This is a genomic window from Pseudoalteromonas sp. T1lg24 (assembly GCF_002964745.1).
Classification (GTDB): Bacteria; Pseudomonadota; Gammaproteobacteria; order Enterobacterales; family Alteromonadaceae; genus Pseudoalteromonas; species Pseudoalteromonas spongiae.
This window is the reverse complement of record NZ_PQCB01000033.1, coordinates 687852-704615: the sequence shown is the minus strand read 5'-3', so window position 1 is coordinate 704615 and position 16764 is coordinate 687852. Positions and strand designations below refer to the sequence as shown.

13 protein-coding genes are annotated in these 16764 nt (G+C 40.7%); 7 read left to right on the top strand and 6 right to left on the bottom strand.

The window, feature by feature from the left end:
• Positions 1-20 precede the first annotated feature (20 nt).
• Positions 21-647: a uridine kinase gene (udk, locus tag C2M30_RS15260; RefSeq protein WP_105172280.1), complete on the bottom strand. Its 627-nt coding sequence runs from the start codon at positions 645-647 to the stop codon at positions 21-23.
• 309 nt (positions 648-956) lie between these two features.
• On the opposite strand from udk, the gene C2M30_RS15255 reads away from it, so the two are divergent.
• The 5 genes from C2M30_RS15255 (at position 957) to C2M30_RS15235 (ending at position 6032) form a co-directional block, all read left to right on the top strand.
• Complete coding sequence (locus tag C2M30_RS15255; protein ID WP_105172279.1) at positions 957-2168, top strand: phosphopentomutase; 1212 nt, start codon at positions 957-959, stop codon at positions 2166-2168.
• A gap of 17 nt (positions 2169-2185) precedes the next feature.
• Entirely contained in the window at positions 2186-2887 is a 702-nt protein-coding gene (deoD, locus tag C2M30_RS15250; protein WP_105172278.1) for a purine-nucleoside phosphorylase, read from the top strand.
• A gap of 215 nt (positions 2888-3102) precedes the next feature.
• On the top strand, positions 3103-3441 hold the full coding sequence (locus C2M30_RS15245; RefSeq protein ID WP_105172277.1) for a DUF3718 domain-containing protein: 339 nt from the start codon (positions 3103-3105) through the stop codon (positions 3439-3441).
• 149 nt (positions 3442-3590) lie between these two features.
• Positions 3591-5270 carry a substrate-binding domain-containing protein gene (locus tag C2M30_RS15240; protein ID WP_105172276.1) on the top strand — a complete coding sequence of 560 codons (1680 nt, stop codon included), beginning with the start codon at positions 3591-3593 and terminating at the stop codon, positions 5268-5270.
• Between the two features lie 117 nt (positions 5271-5387).
• On the top strand, positions 5388-6032 hold the full coding sequence (locus C2M30_RS15235; protein ID WP_158683475.1) for a hypothetical protein: 645 nt from the start codon (positions 5388-5390) through the stop codon (positions 6030-6032).
• A gap of 907 nt (positions 6033-6939) precedes the next feature.
• Here the strand turns inward: C2M30_RS15235 and C2M30_RS15230 are convergent.
• A complete protein-coding gene (locus tag C2M30_RS15230) occupies positions 6940-8547 on the bottom strand; it encodes an isocitrate lyase (protein ID WP_105172974.1) in 1608 nt (535 codons plus the stop codon).
• A gap of 253 nt (positions 8548-8800) precedes the next feature.
• On the opposite strand from C2M30_RS15230, the gene C2M30_RS15225 reads away from it, so the two are divergent.
• Complete coding sequence (locus C2M30_RS15225; protein WP_105172274.1) at positions 8801-10969, top strand: malate synthase G; 2169 nt, start codon at positions 8801-8803, stop codon at positions 10967-10969.
• Positions 10970-11262: 293 nt separating this feature from the next.
• Here C2M30_RS15225 and C2M30_RS15220 read toward each other — a convergent pair whose 3' ends face one another.
• Positions 11263-11985: a YebC/PmpR family DNA-binding transcriptional regulator gene (locus tag C2M30_RS15220; protein WP_010558401.1), complete on the bottom strand. Its 723-nt coding sequence runs from the start codon at positions 11983-11985 to the stop codon at positions 11263-11265.
• Positions 11986-12256: 271 nt separating this feature from the next.
• Positions 12257-13081: an autotransporter domain-containing protein gene (locus tag C2M30_RS15215; protein ID WP_100914613.1), complete on the bottom strand. Its 825-nt coding sequence runs from the start codon at positions 13079-13081 to the stop codon at positions 12257-12259.
• Positions 13082-13545: 464 nt separating this feature from the next.
• Between C2M30_RS15215 and C2M30_RS15210 the strand changes: the two genes are divergently transcribed.
• Positions 13546-13779, top strand: a complete 234-nt coding sequence (locus C2M30_RS15210) for a hypothetical protein (protein ID WP_010558399.1) — start codon at positions 13546-13548, stop codon at positions 13777-13779.
• 23 nt (positions 13780-13802) lie between these two features.
• On the opposite strand, the gene C2M30_RS15205 is transcribed toward C2M30_RS15210, so the two are convergent.
• Both C2M30_RS15205 and C2M30_RS15200 read right to left on the bottom strand, forming a co-directional pair.
• A complete protein-coding gene (locus C2M30_RS15205; protein ID WP_100914614.1) occupies positions 13803-14402 on the bottom strand; it encodes a lytic transglycosylase domain-containing protein in 600 nt (199 codons plus the stop codon).
• A 364-nt stretch (positions 14403-14766) separates the two neighbouring features.
• Positions 14767-16665, bottom strand: a complete 1899-nt coding sequence (locus C2M30_RS15200) for a beta-ketoacyl synthase (RefSeq protein WP_100914615.1) — start codon at positions 16663-16665, stop codon at positions 14767-14769.
• Between the last annotated feature and the right edge of the window lie 99 nt (positions 16666-16764).

Below are 16764 nucleotides of genomic sequence, written 5' to 3'. Positions count from 1 at the left end.
TATATTTCCCAAGTTACCTTCTATTGAAGTAATTGTTTTATTTTGCTTTTTAGTATATCAATGGCAACTCGATTTCGCCCCCCGCGGGTCACAACAACATCTGCATTGTGCTTCGACGGGTCGATAAATTGGTAAAACATTGGTCTTACCGTGGCTTGGTATTGTTCAATCACCGATTGTAAGCTTCTACCGCGCTCTTCTAGATCTCGCTGCATACGACGCATCAGGCAAATATCTAACGGTGTATCAATAAACACCTTAATATTAAACTCATCGCACAGTTTAGGATCTGATAAAAGCAAAATACCTTCAACAATCAGAATCTTAGCTGGCTGAATTCGACGAGTTTGGTCGCTGCGCGTGTGCTTTGCGTAATCGTATACAGGAATATCGACTGGTTTACCTTTCTTGAGCTGATTTAAGTGCTCAAGCAAAAGTTCATGCTCAAAAGCGTCTGGGTGATCATAGTTCGTTTGCGTTCTATGTTCGAACGGCAAATGAGACTGATCACGGTAATACGCGTCTTCTTCAATAATAGCGATAGCACCAGGTGCTAGTTCGTTCAAAAGCTCATTGTAAATAGTTTGACTAAACAACGATTTACCAGAAGCTGATGCACCTGCAATCGCGATAATTGTGCGTGTCACAAAAACGTTACCTTAAAAATCATTACAACAGTGACTTACCTTAGCAAAAAAGCGCACAATTATCTTTAGTTCGTGACGCCTACCGGTTCTTTCCTGAATACAGCGGTAAATTTAGCCCCTTTAACTGGTTAAAAACAGGACAAAAGTCCTGTGTAACCCTAGGCACACAGCCTAGAGTATTTATAACGCTGAGCGTGATTAGCTAGGCGAAATGTGAACCAATGGCTAAAATTAATGCAGGCACGCCAATTATTTTTGGCGAGACACAAACGCATTTGGTATATCAGGCTATTTTAAATTGAGGTAACTATGGCAAGAGCGCTAATTTTAATGGCAGACAGTTTAGGCATAGGTGCTGCACCTGATGCTGAACGCTTTGGTGATAAAGGTGCAAACACTTTGGCACATTTACTCGCTGCTTACCATGGTGAAACTGGCCAAAAACTCGCGCTGCCTAATTTATCAAAACTTGGATTAATTGATGCGTGCGAACAAGCAAGCAATACCAATTGCCAAGTTGCTGAGCGTAACGCTCCGATTGCAGCATATGGTTATGCAAAAGAAATTTCATCAGGCAAAGACACACCATCAGGTCATTGGGAAATGGCCGGAGTACCAGTGTTATTTGATTGGGGTTACTTTCACGATAAGCAAAATAGCTTCCCAGATGCGTTTATCGCCGAGTTTATAAAACGCGCTAATCTACCGGGTATTTTAGGCAACTGCCACTCGTCAGGTACGGTTATTTTAGAAGCGTTAGGTGAACAACACATGCAAACAGGTAAGCCTATTTGCTATACCTCAACCGATAGCGTATTTCAGATTGCCTGCCACGAAGACACCTTCGGTTTAGAGCGTTTATATGAAATTTGCGAAATAGCGCGTGAGTTATTAGATGAATACAATATTGGCCGTGTGATTGCACGCCCATTTTTAGGTGACGCAGCAGATAACTTTGCGCGTACCGGCAACCGCCGTGATTATTCGGTATTGCCACCTGCACCAACATTACTCGATAAACTAGCTGAAGATAATGGTGCAGTAATCAGCATAGGTAAAATCTCTGATATTTACGCACACCAAGGCATTACCGAAAAACACAAAGCGCCAGGGCTTGAAAACTTAATGGCTAAAACCGCCGAGGTATTTAAACAGGCGGAAGACCATAGCTTAACCTTTGTTAACTTAGTGGACTTTGATGAAAAGTTTGGCCATCGCCGTGATGCGATCGGCTATGCCAAAGCGCTAAAGCAATTGGATGATTATTTACCTGAATTTTTAGCCTTACTTGGCAAAGATGATGTGCTAATGATTACTGCAGATCATGGTTGCGACCCAACATGGCAGGGCACCGACCACACTCGTGAATATGTGCCGGTTTTAGCGTATACACCTGGTATGACGCCGGTTAATTTAGGTGAGCGCGAAACTTTTGCAGACATAGGTCAAACATTAGCAACATGGTTTTCACTTGCGCCACTTGAATACGGTAATAGTTTTAAATCTCAGCTTGGCAGTTAACTTAGATAGGAAAGATTATGAGTACTCCACACATTAACGCACAATTAAATGATTTTGCCGAAACGGTATTAATGCCAGGCGACCCGCTTCGCGCGAAGCATATTGCAGAGACATTTTTAGAAGATGCACGTGAAGTTACATCTGTAAGAAATATTCTTGGCTATACCGGTACTTATAATGGTAAGCCTGTGAGCATTATGGCATCTGGCATGGGTATTCCATCGATGAGCATTTATGCGCGCGAATTGATTGTGAGTTACGGTGTTAAAAACTTAATTCGAATTGGTACTTGTGGTGGTATTGGTAGCGATATCAAAATTCGCGACGTAATCTTTGCTCAAGGCGCATCGACAGATTCAAATGTTAACCGTGCACGTGTACAAGGCTACGATTTTGCTGCCATTGCTAACTTCGACCTGTTGGTTAACGGTGTGGAAGCGGCGAAGCGTTTAGGCATCGCTGCTAAAGTAGGTAATGTATTTACGACAGATACTTTCTATCAAGCGTCGAACGAACTTTATCAAAAACTAGATAAACTTGGCGTATTAGCAGTTGATATGGAAACTGCGGGTCTTTATGGCGTTGCCGCAGAATATGGCGCAAATGCAATGGCGCTTTTCACGGTAAGTGACCATGTGATCACAGGTGAAGCTACCCCAAGTGAAGAAAGACAAAATAGTTTTAATGAAATGGTTAAAATTGCTCTCGAGTCAATTTAACGGTTTTATTAAAAAACTCCTAAACAGTTGTGAAGTCAAAAACCAGTAGATAATTCTGCTGGTTTTTTTTCATCTACAACTTGCTGAAAGCACATCAAATACATATTTCATTACAGTTAGATCCTCGGGTTAACACTGTGATTACCTCTGTAACAGGCGAAATTACTAGGTTCTGCTAATTTTAAAAGGCGTTCTGAGAGAGTGAGGAATGGAGTATGAAAGCATTAGCAACTACTGCAATAGCGGCATCGCTATTGGTGTTACCTAGCGCGGCAATCGCGTTTGATAAATCGACTATTGAGAGCTTATTAGTACAGGCATGCAAAGATGTAAAAAGTAACAAGGTACTCAAGCTAAAAACCAATTTAAAAACAAATCACTTAACCCTTCCGTTAATTAGTGAAAAGCTTATGTGTAATGGTGAAAGCGTGTATGATTTTGCTATGACGCACAATGCCGATAAAACCGCTAAGCTGTTAAGAACCGGTTCGGTGTCAATTCATGATGTTGCCTATAATAACTCAGATAAAATTTGGGTATGGCTAGATGATTGAAATATAAGCATTTAAATTATTCAGCCTGCAATCATGCAGGCTGTTTTGTCAACCCCCTTTACAATCATCTTTCATAATAAATCTAAAGTACTGTCATATAACTGCCATATAAAGTTCATAACATACCCGAAAAAAAATGAGGTATGGCAATGGAACAGGAAAAACAACAGTTAATCGAGCAAATAATCTCAACTGCCAAACGAGAGTTTGATATCGATTTAGCAAAAGAAAAGTTAATCTCAGAAGAAGAATATCGCGCGTTAGTGTTCACTGAGCTTTTGAGTCTAGAAAACGCAGAACTAAGTCGTCTTATTGAGCAGTTTAATGCGTCACCTAGTCATCAAGCGCAAGCTTCACAGGCTGAGCCGATTTCTCAGCCAAAACAGCGTAACAACGGCGTAATAATTGCTGCATCAGTTGCTGTGTTAGCGCTTTGTGCGGTAGGCGCTTGGTTTGGCTTATCTGGCGACACTGCAGCACAATCGAGCCAGGTAGCGGCAGTACCGAACAAAGTGATTTCACAAAAATCAGCACAAATGAGCAAGCCTACTCCGGTGGAAAAAGAGCCAGAGGCGGTGTATCAATCCCTATTTGCAATTCACGGCTCGAACACCATAGGCGAAAAACTCGCACCAGCATTATTAAAAGCCTATTTCGAAGAGCAAGGTGCTAAAGATATTGATTGGCAACAGGGACGCATTGCAACTGAGCGCACCATGCAGTTTGAAATGGATGGTGAAAAGTTGGAAATAGGCTTGGCAGCACATGGTTCGTCAACCGCGTTTAAAGCGTTAAACGCGAATATGGCGCAAATTGGTATGTCTTCGCGCAAAATTAAAACCAGTGAAGTTGAAGCGTTAAAAGGTCAGTCAGGTGATTTATCTAAGCTTGGCAATGAGCACATTATTGCACTGGATGGTTTGGCAATTATTGTTAACCAGAATAACCCGTTAAAGACCATAACAACTGAAACATTATCGCGTATTTTCTCTGGCGAAATTGATAATTGGGCCGAGATCGGTGGTGACCAAGCCCCGATAAAAGTATTTGCTCGTGATGATAACTCTGGCACATTTGATACGTTCAAATCGTTAGTATTAAAGAAATATGGTCGCAAATTAACGAAGAAAGCAGAGCGATTCGAATCGAGCTCAGAGCTGTCTGAGCATGTGTCACGCGATGATTATGCAATTGGGTTTATTGGCTTAAATTACATTCGATACAGTAAAGCACTGGCAATTGCAGATAGCAGTGACACTAAAGCAATTTACCCAACGCGTTTTACCATTGCGACGGAAGATTACCCGCTGGCACGTCGACTGTACCTATACACGCCGACCAATAGTGCTACGCAAATAAAAGACTTTGCTAACTTTGCAATTTCAGATCGCGGTCAAGAAATCGTGCAGGAACTGGGATTAATCTCACAGTCTATTCGTGTTGAAGATGTTGTGGCAAGCGAACTGGCTCCAGAAAAATATAATCAGTATGCAAAACTTGCGAAACGTTTATCGCTGAACTTCCGCTTTAACTATGCAACGCGCGATCTTGATAACAAAGGTAAGCGAGATTTACAGCGCCTTGTGTCGTTTGTTGAAGAAAACCCAAATCGCAAGCTTGTACTAATGGGTTTTTCGGACAGCATTGGGGCACGCGATAAAAACACCATGTTGTCGCTAAGTCGCGCTAAAAGTGTTGAACAAGAGCTTAATGCTCGCGGTATTAATGTCTATGCGGTAGAAGGCTTTGGTGAAGATATGCCACTTGCAAATAACGATAACGAAGTTGGTCGTGAACGTAATCGCCGCGTTGAAGTTTGGGTGCTTTAATACAAATTAAAGTAGCCGCATAAATCACACTTAATACTGAGTTTAGTTAACCTAGTCATATATTTGTCATGTTTGTTGACTAAACTCAGTGCCTTATCTGATTAGGGAGGGCTTATTGTGTACAATTTATTAATGGATAAAGCGAGTTTATCGCAAGTTTTTCTGGCGTTTGCACCGATGGAAGCGCTTAAAGTTAAACACAATATTGATTATGCACTTGAGGCGTTATCACTGCCATCAGCTGAGCTATTAGCCGAGATGCAAGTTTTGGGAATTGACCTACCAGATATGCCTTCAGCATCAAAAAAAGTGGATTTAACCACAATTAATAGCACAGTGCTAAGTTCACATTTGACCGAATTGTTTCTTGATAAACACAAGCTACTAAAAACATTTTCAGATTTCTCATTATCAGAGCAAGTTGAGCTGAGAGCGTTTCTGCAAAGCTTGATGCCGATGTTACATTTACCGCCACAAGCGTTAGTTGAAAAAATGCAGCGCGAGGGTGTGCTTGATGTACTAATGGGCGAAAGTGATAAAGCAAAAGCCGTTAAAGATAAAATCGCAGCACTTTCCCAAAATAAACGCGATGATAAAGTTGATGAAGTTAAGGAGCGCTTAGCTAAGCTTTCTAATAAGCCGCAGCAGTGTGCTGATGAGCTAAAAATAGCGCGTGTTAAAGCTAATCTTAATAAAGCCTCAGTATCCGATAATGCAGCTATCATTGCAGATGCAAAACAGAAGATTGTACAGCTAGGTTAAATAACCTAGTTGTACTGATCCCCTTCGTTTTTTCTATAACTACTGTATCAGACCGTTACAAACCAAAATTTTACTAACTTACTAGCGTTCCCCCTTATTTTTAAACGTACTCGGGCATATTTACCGTATTTATTTCTTAGATTTGAATACAGAGATCATATTTTTACTAAGCTAAGCCAGAAAAATATTAAGCAAGGCCGTTTTAGTTAGTAAAATTTTGATCTCGAAGCTGACTTTTAACTAAAAATAGCGTTTAGTTAGTAAAATTATGATCTCTAAAAACACAAAAATGCCGTTTTACTGATTTTAGTTAGTAAAAAACTGATCTATTAAGGAATTTGATCATTAATTTACTAATCAGCTAGTAAAATAATGATCTCAAATACGCCGCAACTTAGTAAAAATATGATCTATAAAATCAACAGTTAGTAAAATTTTGATCTCTATTGTTTGGTTTTGGCTGTGAAAACGAGGTGTTAGCGGCACTTTAAGGGGGTGTTAGGGTTAAAAGTAATCAGTTGTTAACTTTGATTTTACAAATGAGCGTGATTTTAAATCGCTAGTAAAATCTCGATCTGTTTTTTTAGCGGTAATCTTGATACTTAGTAAAAATATGATCTCTATCTCAAAGTTATTATTTATTGAAACAAAAAAAGGCCGTCAGGCCTTTGGATCACAGTTAGGGATACATAATATCAATTCGCTTAAATAGCTAATCAGTCTAACCGGCTAACTATCATGTTAAATGCGCTGGGGCTTATCGATGTAGCATCACACTATAAGAAAGCGACGCCTTGTTAGCATTTTATTTATCCGGTGCTAAACCTGCTCAAATACTTAACCGAATTGGTATAATAATGGTAAAAAAGCTAGGCAAGTGCCTAGCTGGTTTACTGGCTAAACAGTATTAAGAGAACTGATTCATGGTGTTGTCTTCACCTGCAGCTTTTAGGGCTGCATCTCCAGAGAAGTACTCTTTGTGGTCGTCACCCATGTCAGAACCTGCCATGTTTTGGTGCTTAACACACGCAATGCCTTGGCGAATTTCTTGACGTTGTACGTTCTTAACATAACCCAGCATACCTTGCTCACCAAAGTATTCTTTTGCAAGATTATCGGTAGATAACGCTGCAGTGTGGTAAGTAGGCAGGGTAATTAAGTGGTGGAAAATGCCTGCTTCACGTGCTGCATCAGCTTGGAAAGTACGGATCTTTTCATCAGCTAATGCTGCAAGTTCAGTGTTATCGTATTCCACGCTCATTAGCTGCTCACGGTTGTATTGAGATACATCTTTACCTTCTTCAACCATAATATCGAAAACTTGCTGACGGAAGTTCAGAGTCCAGTTAAATGATGGAGAGTTGTTGTAAACAAGTTTAGCGTTTGGCACTACTTTACGAATTTCATTTACCATCGCGCCAATTTGGCCTACGTGTGGTTTTTCCGTTTCAATCCAAAGTAAGTCAGCACCATTTTGTAACGAAGTAATACAGTCAAGCACACAACGCTCTTCACCCGTACCAGAGCGGAATTGGAACAAGTTACTTGGTAAACGCTTAGGACGAACCAGCTTACCGTTGCGGTTTAAAATAACATCACCGTTTTTGATATCAGTCGATTCAATTTCTTCTACGTCTAAGAATGCGTTGTATTGGTCGCCTAAATCACCAGGTTCGTTGCTTACTGCGATTTGTTTAGTTAGACCGGCACCAAGTGAATCGGTACGCGCTACGATAACGCCGTTATCTACACCAAGTTCAAGGAATGCATAACGAACAGCATTGATTTTTGCTAAGAAATCTTCGTGCGGTACAGTCACTTTACCATCTTGGTGACCACATTGTTTTTCATCCGATACTTGGTTTTCAATCTGGATACAGCACGCACCTGCTTCAATCATTTTCTTAGCAAGTAGGTAAGTTGCTTCTTCGTTACCAAAACCGGCATCGATATCAGCAATAATTGGTACAACGTGTGTTTTATGGTCGTTAATTTTAGCTAGGATTGTCTCTTCTTCTGCGCTGTTACCTGCTTTACGCGCTGCATCAAGTTCACGGAAATAACCGCCTAGTTCGCGGGCGTCAGCCTGACGTAGGAAAGTGTAAAGTTCTTCGATTAATGCAGCAACCGATGTTTTTTCATGCATTGATTGGTCTGGAAGAGGGCCAAATTCAGAGCGTAGTGCTGCCACCATCCAACCTGAAAGGTAAAGGTAACGACGGTCAGTACTATTTTGGAAATGCTTTTTAATTGAAATCATTTTTTGCTGACCGATAAAACCATGCCAACAGCCAAGTGATTGCGTATATTGAGATGGGTCTTGGTCGTACGCTTCCATATCTTTACGCATAATATCAGCAGTATAACGCGCAATTTCTAAGCCGTTTTGGAAGCGGTTTTGCAAACGCATACGCGCTGCTGACTCAGGGTTAATATTTTGCCATTTCTTCTCGCCTACTTCTTTTAACGTTGCAATGCGGTCGATTTCTTGTTGGTAAGTTAATTGTTTAGCCATCGTGTTAAGTCCTTCATCTTGTTGATTAGATGGCGCTGGTGTTATTACCTTTTTGAGCAACAACATTGAACGGGTAGCGCCTTTACATTTAAGTTAGGCTGAAACAGGATGATTTATAAAATTTATAGTTTTTATCATGAGTATTTTTTTAATGAATGCCAAAAGCAAGCTTTCTTGTGTAACTTAGATAGAATCAAATAACCAAATTATTTAAACGCATACAATTGTGTGCCACTTCAAGGTGAGAAAATTTATGACAACACGTATTCACCATGCAGGGTTAGCTGTTGATCCCAGCTTATACGCATTTATTAACCATCAAGTTATTCCAGGTACGGGCATTGATGTGGAGCACTTTTGGCAAGGCTTCTCAAAAATCGTGTCTGAAATGACACCGATTAACCGCGCACTGTTAGTGAAACGTGATGATCTGCAAGTGCAAATCGATCAATACCATCAAGCGCATTCAAACTTTGAGTTTGACCATTACAAACAATTTCTACAGCAAATTGGCTATTTAAAACCAGCACCTAGTGATGTCACAGTGGTAACTGAAAGCGTTGAGCCTGAAATTGCCACAATGGCAGGCCCGCAGCTAGTTGTGCCGGTAAGTAACGCGCGCTTTGCGCTAAATGCTGCGAATGCCCGCTGGGGGTCATTGTATGATGCGTTATATGGCACCGATGCAATCTCGTACGACAATGGTCGTGAAGCCGGACGTGAGTACAACCCCGTACGTGGTAATGCGGTAATTGATTTTGGCCGTGAGTTTTTAGACCAAGCATTGCCACTAACATATGGTTCGCACAAAGATGCCAGTGATTACGCGATTGTTGATGGCAAGCTGATTGTCACGTTAAACAATGTAAGCCAAAGCGCATTGCAATCACCAGAGCAGTTGGTGGGCTATAACGGTACTAAGCAGCAACCTACAGAATTAATTCTTAAAAATAATGGGCTGCACATTGTGATTCAGTTTGATGAAAACCATCAAATTGGCAAACAAGATAGCGCGCATATAAAAGATATTGTGCTTGAGTCGGCATTAACCACCATTATGGATTGCGAAGACTCTGTTGCGGCGGTTGATGCAGAGGATAAAGTCGGTGTATACAGCAACTGGCTTGGTTTAAACAAAGGCGACTTATCGGTTGAGTTTGAAAAAGGTGGTAAAACACTTACGCGTGCGCTTAACCCAGATTTAACCTACACAGATTTAAGTGGCGATGAGCAGCAGCTCAAAGGCCGTAGCTTAATGCTAGTACGCAATGTTGGTCACTTAATGACAAATCCTGCTATTCTCGATAAAAATGGCGATGAAGTATTTGAAGGCATCATGGATGCGGTTATTACATCGTTGATAGCATTGCATGATTTAAAAGGCAAAAGCACCCGGAAAAATAGCCGAGCTAATAGCATTAATATTGTAAAACCGAAAATGCATGGCCCTGAAGAAGTGGCTTATGCGAATACGTTATTTTGTAAGGTAGAAAACTTACTTAACTTGCCAGAGAATACCTTAAAAATGGGTATTATGGATGAAGAGCGTCGTACTTCGGTTAACCTCGCTGCGTGTATCGCTGAGGCGAAAGAGCGCGTTATCTTTATCAACACTGGTTTCTTAGACAGAACAGGCGATGAAATTCATACTAGTATGCTCGCGGGACCAATGTTGCCAAAGGATGCAATTAAAGCGCAAAAGTGGATTGGTGCGTATGAAAACAACAATGTGGATGTAGGCTTAGCATGTGGCTTAAGCGGTAAAGCACAAATTGGTAAAGGTATGTGGCCAATGCCAGATGAAATGGCGCAAATGCTAGTGCAAAAAACTGCACATGTGCAAAGTGGCGCAAATACGGCGTGGGTGCCATCGCCAACGGCCGCTACCTTACATGCGATGCATTATCATCAGCAGGATGTATTTAGCTTACAACAGGAAATTAAACAGCGCGTTGCCGCTAATGTGGATGATATTTTGTGTCCGCCACTGCATCCAGAGCCAAAATCAATGACCTCTGATGCGATTCAAAATGAGCTGAACAACAATGCACAGGGTATTTTAGGCTATATGGTACGTTGGGTTGAGCAGGGAGTTGGTTGCTCTAAAGTACCTGATATTAATAATGTGGGCTTGATGGAAGACAGAGCCACATTACGTATTTCATCACAGCATATGACTAACTGGTTATGCCATGGTGTTTGTAGCGAGAAACAGGTAATTGACACCCTTGAAGCAATGGCCAAAGTGGTTGATAAACAAAATGAAGGCGACGCTAATTACCGTAATATGTCAGATAATTATGCGCAGAGCGTGGCGTTTCAAGCAGCACTAGAGCTAGTATTATCAGGTACAAAACAACCGAACGGTTATACAGAGCCTGTGTTACATCGCCGCCGTTTAGAATTTAAAGCAGCGAATTGATATCAATTCACTTAAATAGCTGATCATTCTAGCGGGTTAAATATCATGCTTACGGCGTTTTAATTTATCAATGTAGAACAACTACATAAGACAAATTTCGCCTTGTTATCATTTTATTGATCCAGCGCTAGCTCTGATCACACACTTAACAGAATAGGTATTAATTGAATACTAATTTTATTAATGACGTGGTTTTTCTAAAGCAACCAGTGAAGCGTAAATTAATGCAATTTTTATAAACACTATTAACAAAAAAAGGCCTGAAAAATCAGGCCTTTTTTATATGACTTTGATTAGTCTTGTACGATTGCGTTGTGATAGATGTTTTGAACATCATCGCTATCGTTTAGCATATCCATAAACTTTTGGAAAAGTGGGATATCATCGCCTTCAATATCCACACTTGTTTGTGGTACGAAAGTGATTTCTTCAACATCTAGCTTCACATCTGGAAATGCTTCTGCCAGAGCCGTTTTAACGTTATAGAACTCAGTGTGTGGTGCAAATACTGAAACGATGCCATCTTCAACTTCAACGTCAGTTACGTCAACGTCTGCCATCATTAGTGCTTCTAACACTTCTTCGTCGTTGTCGCCTGCAAATGCAAATACAGCTTGGTGATCAAAGCTGTGTGCAGCTGTACCTGGGCCACCAATTTTTGAGTTAGTTTTAGTAAATGCTAAACGTACATCTTTAATGGTACGGTTTGGGTTATCCGTTAAACAATCGATAATAACCATGCAGTTACCTGGACCAAAGCCTTCGTAGCGTGCCGGTTGGTAATCTTCGCCAGCGCCGCCTTTTGCTTTTTCAATCGCTTTGTCGATTACGTGTGCAGGTACTTGGTCTTTCTTTGCTTTTTCGATAAGGCGTTTTAACGACAAGTTAGTATCTAGCTCTGCGCCGCCGTTTTTAGCCGCTACATAGATCTCTTTACCGTATTTAGAGTTTACTTTTGTTTTTGCGGCTGCTGTTTTAGCCATCGCGTTCTTGCGAACTTCAAACGCTCTTCCCATCTTAATTCACTCTCTATTCTCGCAGGAAATTTAGTTGCATGATTCTAACAAGTAAGGATTAAAACAGCTAGTGCTATGACGCTGGCTTTTTATTCAACATTACCTTAGATAATTAGAAAGGGCATTTATTTAACATAACGTCATTGAAATAAAATTATTTAATGTTTTATATTTTAAATATAAATACAATGAATAGTGGCAAGTGAAACTCATCAAATACTTTTAATATATGAATAAAGAGGGGTTGCACTTAAAATGCAGTAGGTGTGGATTAGAAGCGATAACCAATACGCCAGCTAACGCTCGACACATTATCATGTGGTAAAAATGCAATACTGCTATCTAGCTCAACCATCCACTCTGGCGTGATATCGTACGTGACAAATACACTCAGCTCGGCGTAATCATCATCAGTATTGTGAGGATACGACTTTCTGCCTGCAAAACTGACAAACTTATCGGTTTGTTTAGTACCATCGCCTTGAAACAGTTCATTCCAGCGTATAACGCCACCTGCAAGTAAATAGGTATCGGGTCTAATTTCAATGATCTTTGACGCCGACAGTAAGCCACTTACTACCAGAGTTTCGTCCTCTAGTGCATCGCGCAATGCTAGCGCCATTTCATTTTGCTCAATCATAATATCGCGATAACGCCATTCGTTGTATTGCACAAGTAACGACGGCTCGATAACCCACTCGTCAAAAAATATACCGTAACCTACAGACAGGCCGTAACTAGGAGCATACGTTTTGTGTTGTGACGAGGGGAGCTCTAAAAATGATTCTCGGTAATCGCTTTGCCAGTAAGTGTAATTTCCCGATATCGCAAAGTTTTCAATGAAATAGGTTAGTGTTGCAGCGTAAGATTGTGAGTCAATCTTTAGTGAATTCGCTTTTCGTGAAAAGTGGGTATCTTCCCAGTTTATATAATCTAAACTGACTCGCACGCTCTCACTAAAGTCGTGTGCTAATGAAAAACTCGTGCCACTGGGAGTTACACTGGTCAATGTGCCAGATTGATCTAGCGGTAAATCTGAATGGCTTTGGCCTACTTTAATTTCAACAGCATTCGCACCAGTTGTTATGCCAAGCATTAAAACTGGTAAAAAACAGTGATATGTAAAGCGGTTTAAATTGCACATAGCCAACTCATAACGATACAGCGGTGACGATAATAGCAGCAATTAACCGCGGCAAATAAGTGAAATTGCTAATAAAGTGTGAAACTTTGTAATTCAATTTAACAGTTGAGTGCTTTTTATACGCTTATGTGGTTTTTATTTAATCGACAGCCGCGCAACCCTTAGTAAATTTGCTTAGCGTAGCGTGTGATTCAAAGTTGACGATATAGATTGACTGTACTTTGAAAAATGAATTGTTACTGCGGATTACGTAACGAATGAAAAGATGACTCGCTTGGTTGGTAAATTTTTATTCACTATTGCTAATTGTGTATTGCACTTTTTTTCTACTTAGTATTTAATAGCCGCCACTTTTTTGCCTTGGGCAAAAATACCGAAGTTAGTATTGGTTAGAGAAATAAAAATAACGGTGCGTTATGGATTTTTATATCCTAAAAAAAGGGGATGAGCTAAAAGCCATTCCTGCTGACAAAGCAATTTGCAAAAGCTATGAAAAATCGGGTTATAGCTATATTGATAAAGTAGCGGCATGTACTGAGCAAGCAGCTATTAACAAGCTAAAGGGAAAAACCTTTGAAACGCTTAAAGGACCATTGCTCCGTTTAAGTGTTGTTATTTTTGCATTGATTCTACTGTGGTGGGTGAGTTAACCACCACAGCTTCCTCATTTGCCCTAGCTGGGTGAAATCTTTCTTTTCTTTTTATTTATTGCCACACGATAACGGTTATGCAGTATGCCAACGCGTTCGACATACGCTTTCGTTTCTGCAAATGGTGGTATGCCTCGGTATTTTTTAACGGCATTAGGCCCTGCATTATACGCAGCCGTTGCTAATCTGATATTGCCATTAAACTTTTCTAATAAATAAGATAAATACTTAACGCCGCCTAAGATATTTTGGCTCGGTTGAGTTGGGCGTTTTATGCCCATATATTTAGCCGTTGCCGGCATCAGTTGCATTAATCCTATTGCGCCTTTTTTTGAACGTGCATTGGCTTTAAATGCCGATTCAGCGTGGATCATTGCACGCACGAGAGCAGGGTCAACATTATGTTGTTTACTTGCTGTCGCTATTTCCAAATGATACTTGTCTGGATAGATAGGAATTTTATGCCAATTTAAAGACGAGCGCAGTTGGCAGGCATAACAGCCCGTACGATAAATACTGTAGCTGTGTTTAATTGGTTTTCGGTCGGTAAAAGCAATAGAACCATCACTTTTGACGTACTGATAAATAGGTTTAGCAGCCGCTGAAAACGCGAAAAACAGCATTATTAGAAGTAGTCTAAAAATCATTTTCGGTAAGGTATAACGTATTATTGTAATTATGGTCTGAAAGAGCAGATTTTCAACTCTTTCAATGGTGGTTACTTTACCTGTTTTTAGATGTGCTTTGTAGCCTAGATAGAGGAATTCGATAAATTCTGTTATTGATAAATGAAATGCTAACAAAGCTGAGTTTATCTTATCGCGTTATGCTATATCGATAAATTAACACGTAGTGAGCATGTTATGTAGTGCGTAATGATGATGAACTGGTTAAGAGAAGTGTTATCAAGAGTGCAAAAAAGTAAAAAGGCGCTTAACGCGCCTTTAGTAGATGACAGTGTATCCTATTTAAAGGAAGTGAATTTGCTTACACCATATCATCGAAAGGGTTGCTTGCAGTTAGTTTTACAGAGTGTGTAAAACCAGGCAAAGAAAGGGTTTCTTGCGTTAATTCGATATCGTTTTCATCAATTAAGCCATCACCAAAGCGGTAAATTAATTGGTAATCACCTAAATTTGCAGCCGCGCTGTAATCAGCTTGGTTTTGTTTAGTTTGTGTGAGTTTATCGCGATACGATGCCATTGCGCTTTCGCCATGACGTTTAGTGAGCATCTCTAGCGTAATATTTGCTGAGAACATTGGCGCCGTAGCGTTATTACCGCCAAAGCCTTTTGAGTTAATAAAGGCAATATCTTGTGCTTCACACTCATAGTGTTCAGTACGAATATCAAGGCGCTCGGCGTAAACGTCGTCAGCGACTTTATCGATTGTGGTGATACCCGGCATAATGTTATGGCTAAAAATACCAAGTGCCATGGCCATTTGGTCGCCACTTGCTGGGCCAATTGTATGACCAACAAATGCTTTCGGCGCGGCCAGTTTCCAATTATCAATATTAAATGCTTTTGCAACGCGGTCATAAATGATTGACTCAGTTACACGGTTTTGTGGTGTACTTGAACCATGGGCAAGAATATAGCTACGTTTTTGTACCGCTTCTTCACCGAGAATGCTTGTTGCAAGTGCAACTGATTTTGCCATCGTAATATAATTACCTGGACCTGGCGCAGTAATTGATTTTTTGATGCCATCAGCGTTTACAAATACATCAGGTACAGAGCCCATAACGTCAGCGCCAAGCTCTAATGCTAAGGCGTCATCCATTAATACCGCAAATTGTGCGCCTTCACCTATGGTAAAACCGCAGTTTTCACCAAATGGACGGCTGGTGCGACGTAAATCTGGGGTATCGCTATTATCAAGCTTTTTCAAGCCTTCAATATTTGCCAGTGCGCTCATATTGCCAAAGCCTTCAACAATTTCAGGCGTAATTGCACAATCAACACTGCCAACAATAGCAACACGAGTGCGGCCCGCTTTGATATCGTGCACTGCTGCACGTAAGTTGTATAAGAAGGTGGCGCATGCGCCTGATGTAGTGAAGGTTGTACCTACATTGCCGGTTACATAAGCGTTAATAAAGTCCGTCGACATGGTATTTAAACCAAGTGCTAAGTTTTTGGTGCTAACGCGGTCGCCTCTTAAGCGGTTTTTCATCATACCGCCGAATGCTTCATCTTGCATTTGGCCTGCAACAGATGCGGAATAAGTACCGATTTGATCAGGGTCCACAACAGCAAGTACATCTTGCCACGCTAAACCAGTTGATTTGATTGCATCAGTTGCGGCAAAAATAGTGGCTTGTAAGCCACGAGGCTGATAGCGACTGTTATAAAGCGTGCTTGGATCAAAGCCCGTTGGAAATTGGCCAGCTGCTTTAATTGGATTATCGCGGTAGGTATCGTGCTTAAGTGATAATTCACCGTTAATCGTTACTTTAACTTTACCGCCTTCCAAGTTTTCTATTTGCCAATCGCGCGGCTGGGGTGACGGTAAGTGACGCGCACTTGTTTCAAATACAATGCTGTCGCCTTCACTTGGCATTACCGTCATTTTTTGATGTCCATGAGTGGCATCAACATCAAAATGATTGTTTTCTATCTTACGAATTAAGGTACCAGCAATAATTTGCTCACCAAATTTAGCTTCGATCTCGCTTGCGCAAATAGCTTGGTTTTCATGGTCAACAAGTTCACCGTTTTCTTGGCGTACTAGATTCATTAACGTTGCAAGGCCAAGAAATGTTTCTTGTCGCGCTTCTTGCGTTAATTTATCTATTACAATGCGACGGAACCCTTGGTGAGCAGATGTGCGTCCTGCGGCATTAATACCACCCATTCCAACAACAATAGGTAATGCAGTCATAAAAACCCTAGTATATACAGTTTGCGTTATTTAGGCACAGTTTATTTTGATTTTAAGTTTTAGTTTGTGTTTAATTGGACATAGTTTTGGTGTATTTGG

Coding starts and splice junctions, on each gene's coding strand:
- C2M30_RS15255 (WP_105172279.1), top strand. CDS start 957: ATGGCAAGAGCGCTAATTTTAATGGCAGACAGTTTAGGCATAGGTGCT.
- deoD (WP_105172278.1), top strand. CDS start 2,186: ATGAGTACTCCACACATTAACGCACAATTAAATGATTTTGCCGAAACG.
- C2M30_RS15245 (WP_105172277.1), top strand. CDS start 3,103: ATGAAAGCATTAGCAACTACTGCAATAGCGGCATCGCTATTGGTGTTA.
- C2M30_RS15240 (WP_105172276.1), top strand. CDS start 3,591: ATGGAACAGGAAAAACAACAGTTAATCGAGCAAATAATCTCAACTGCC.
- C2M30_RS15230 (WP_105172974.1), bottom strand. CDS start 8,547: ATGGCTAAACAATTAACTTACCAACAAGAAATCGACCGCATTGCAACG.
- C2M30_RS15225 (WP_105172274.1), top strand. CDS start 8,801: ATGACAACACGTATTCACCATGCAGGGTTAGCTGTTGATCCCAGCTTA.
- C2M30_RS15220 (WP_010558401.1), bottom strand. CDS start 11,985: ATGGGAAGAGCGTTTGAAGTTCGCAAGAACGCGATGGCTAAAACAGCA.
- C2M30_RS15215 (WP_100914613.1), bottom strand. CDS start 13,081: ATGCTTGGCATAACAACTGGTGCGAATGCTGTTGAAATTAAAGTAGGC.
- C2M30_RS15210 (WP_010558399.1), top strand. CDS start 13,546: ATGGATTTTTATATCCTAAAAAAAGGGGATGAGCTAAAAGCCATTCCT.
- C2M30_RS15205 (WP_100914614.1), bottom strand. CDS start 14,402: ATGCTGTTTTTCGCGTTTTCAGCGGCTGCTAAACCTATTTATCAGTAC.
- C2M30_RS15200 (WP_100914615.1), bottom strand. CDS start 16,665: ATGACTGCATTACCTATTGTTGTTGGAATGGGTGGTATTAATGCCGCA.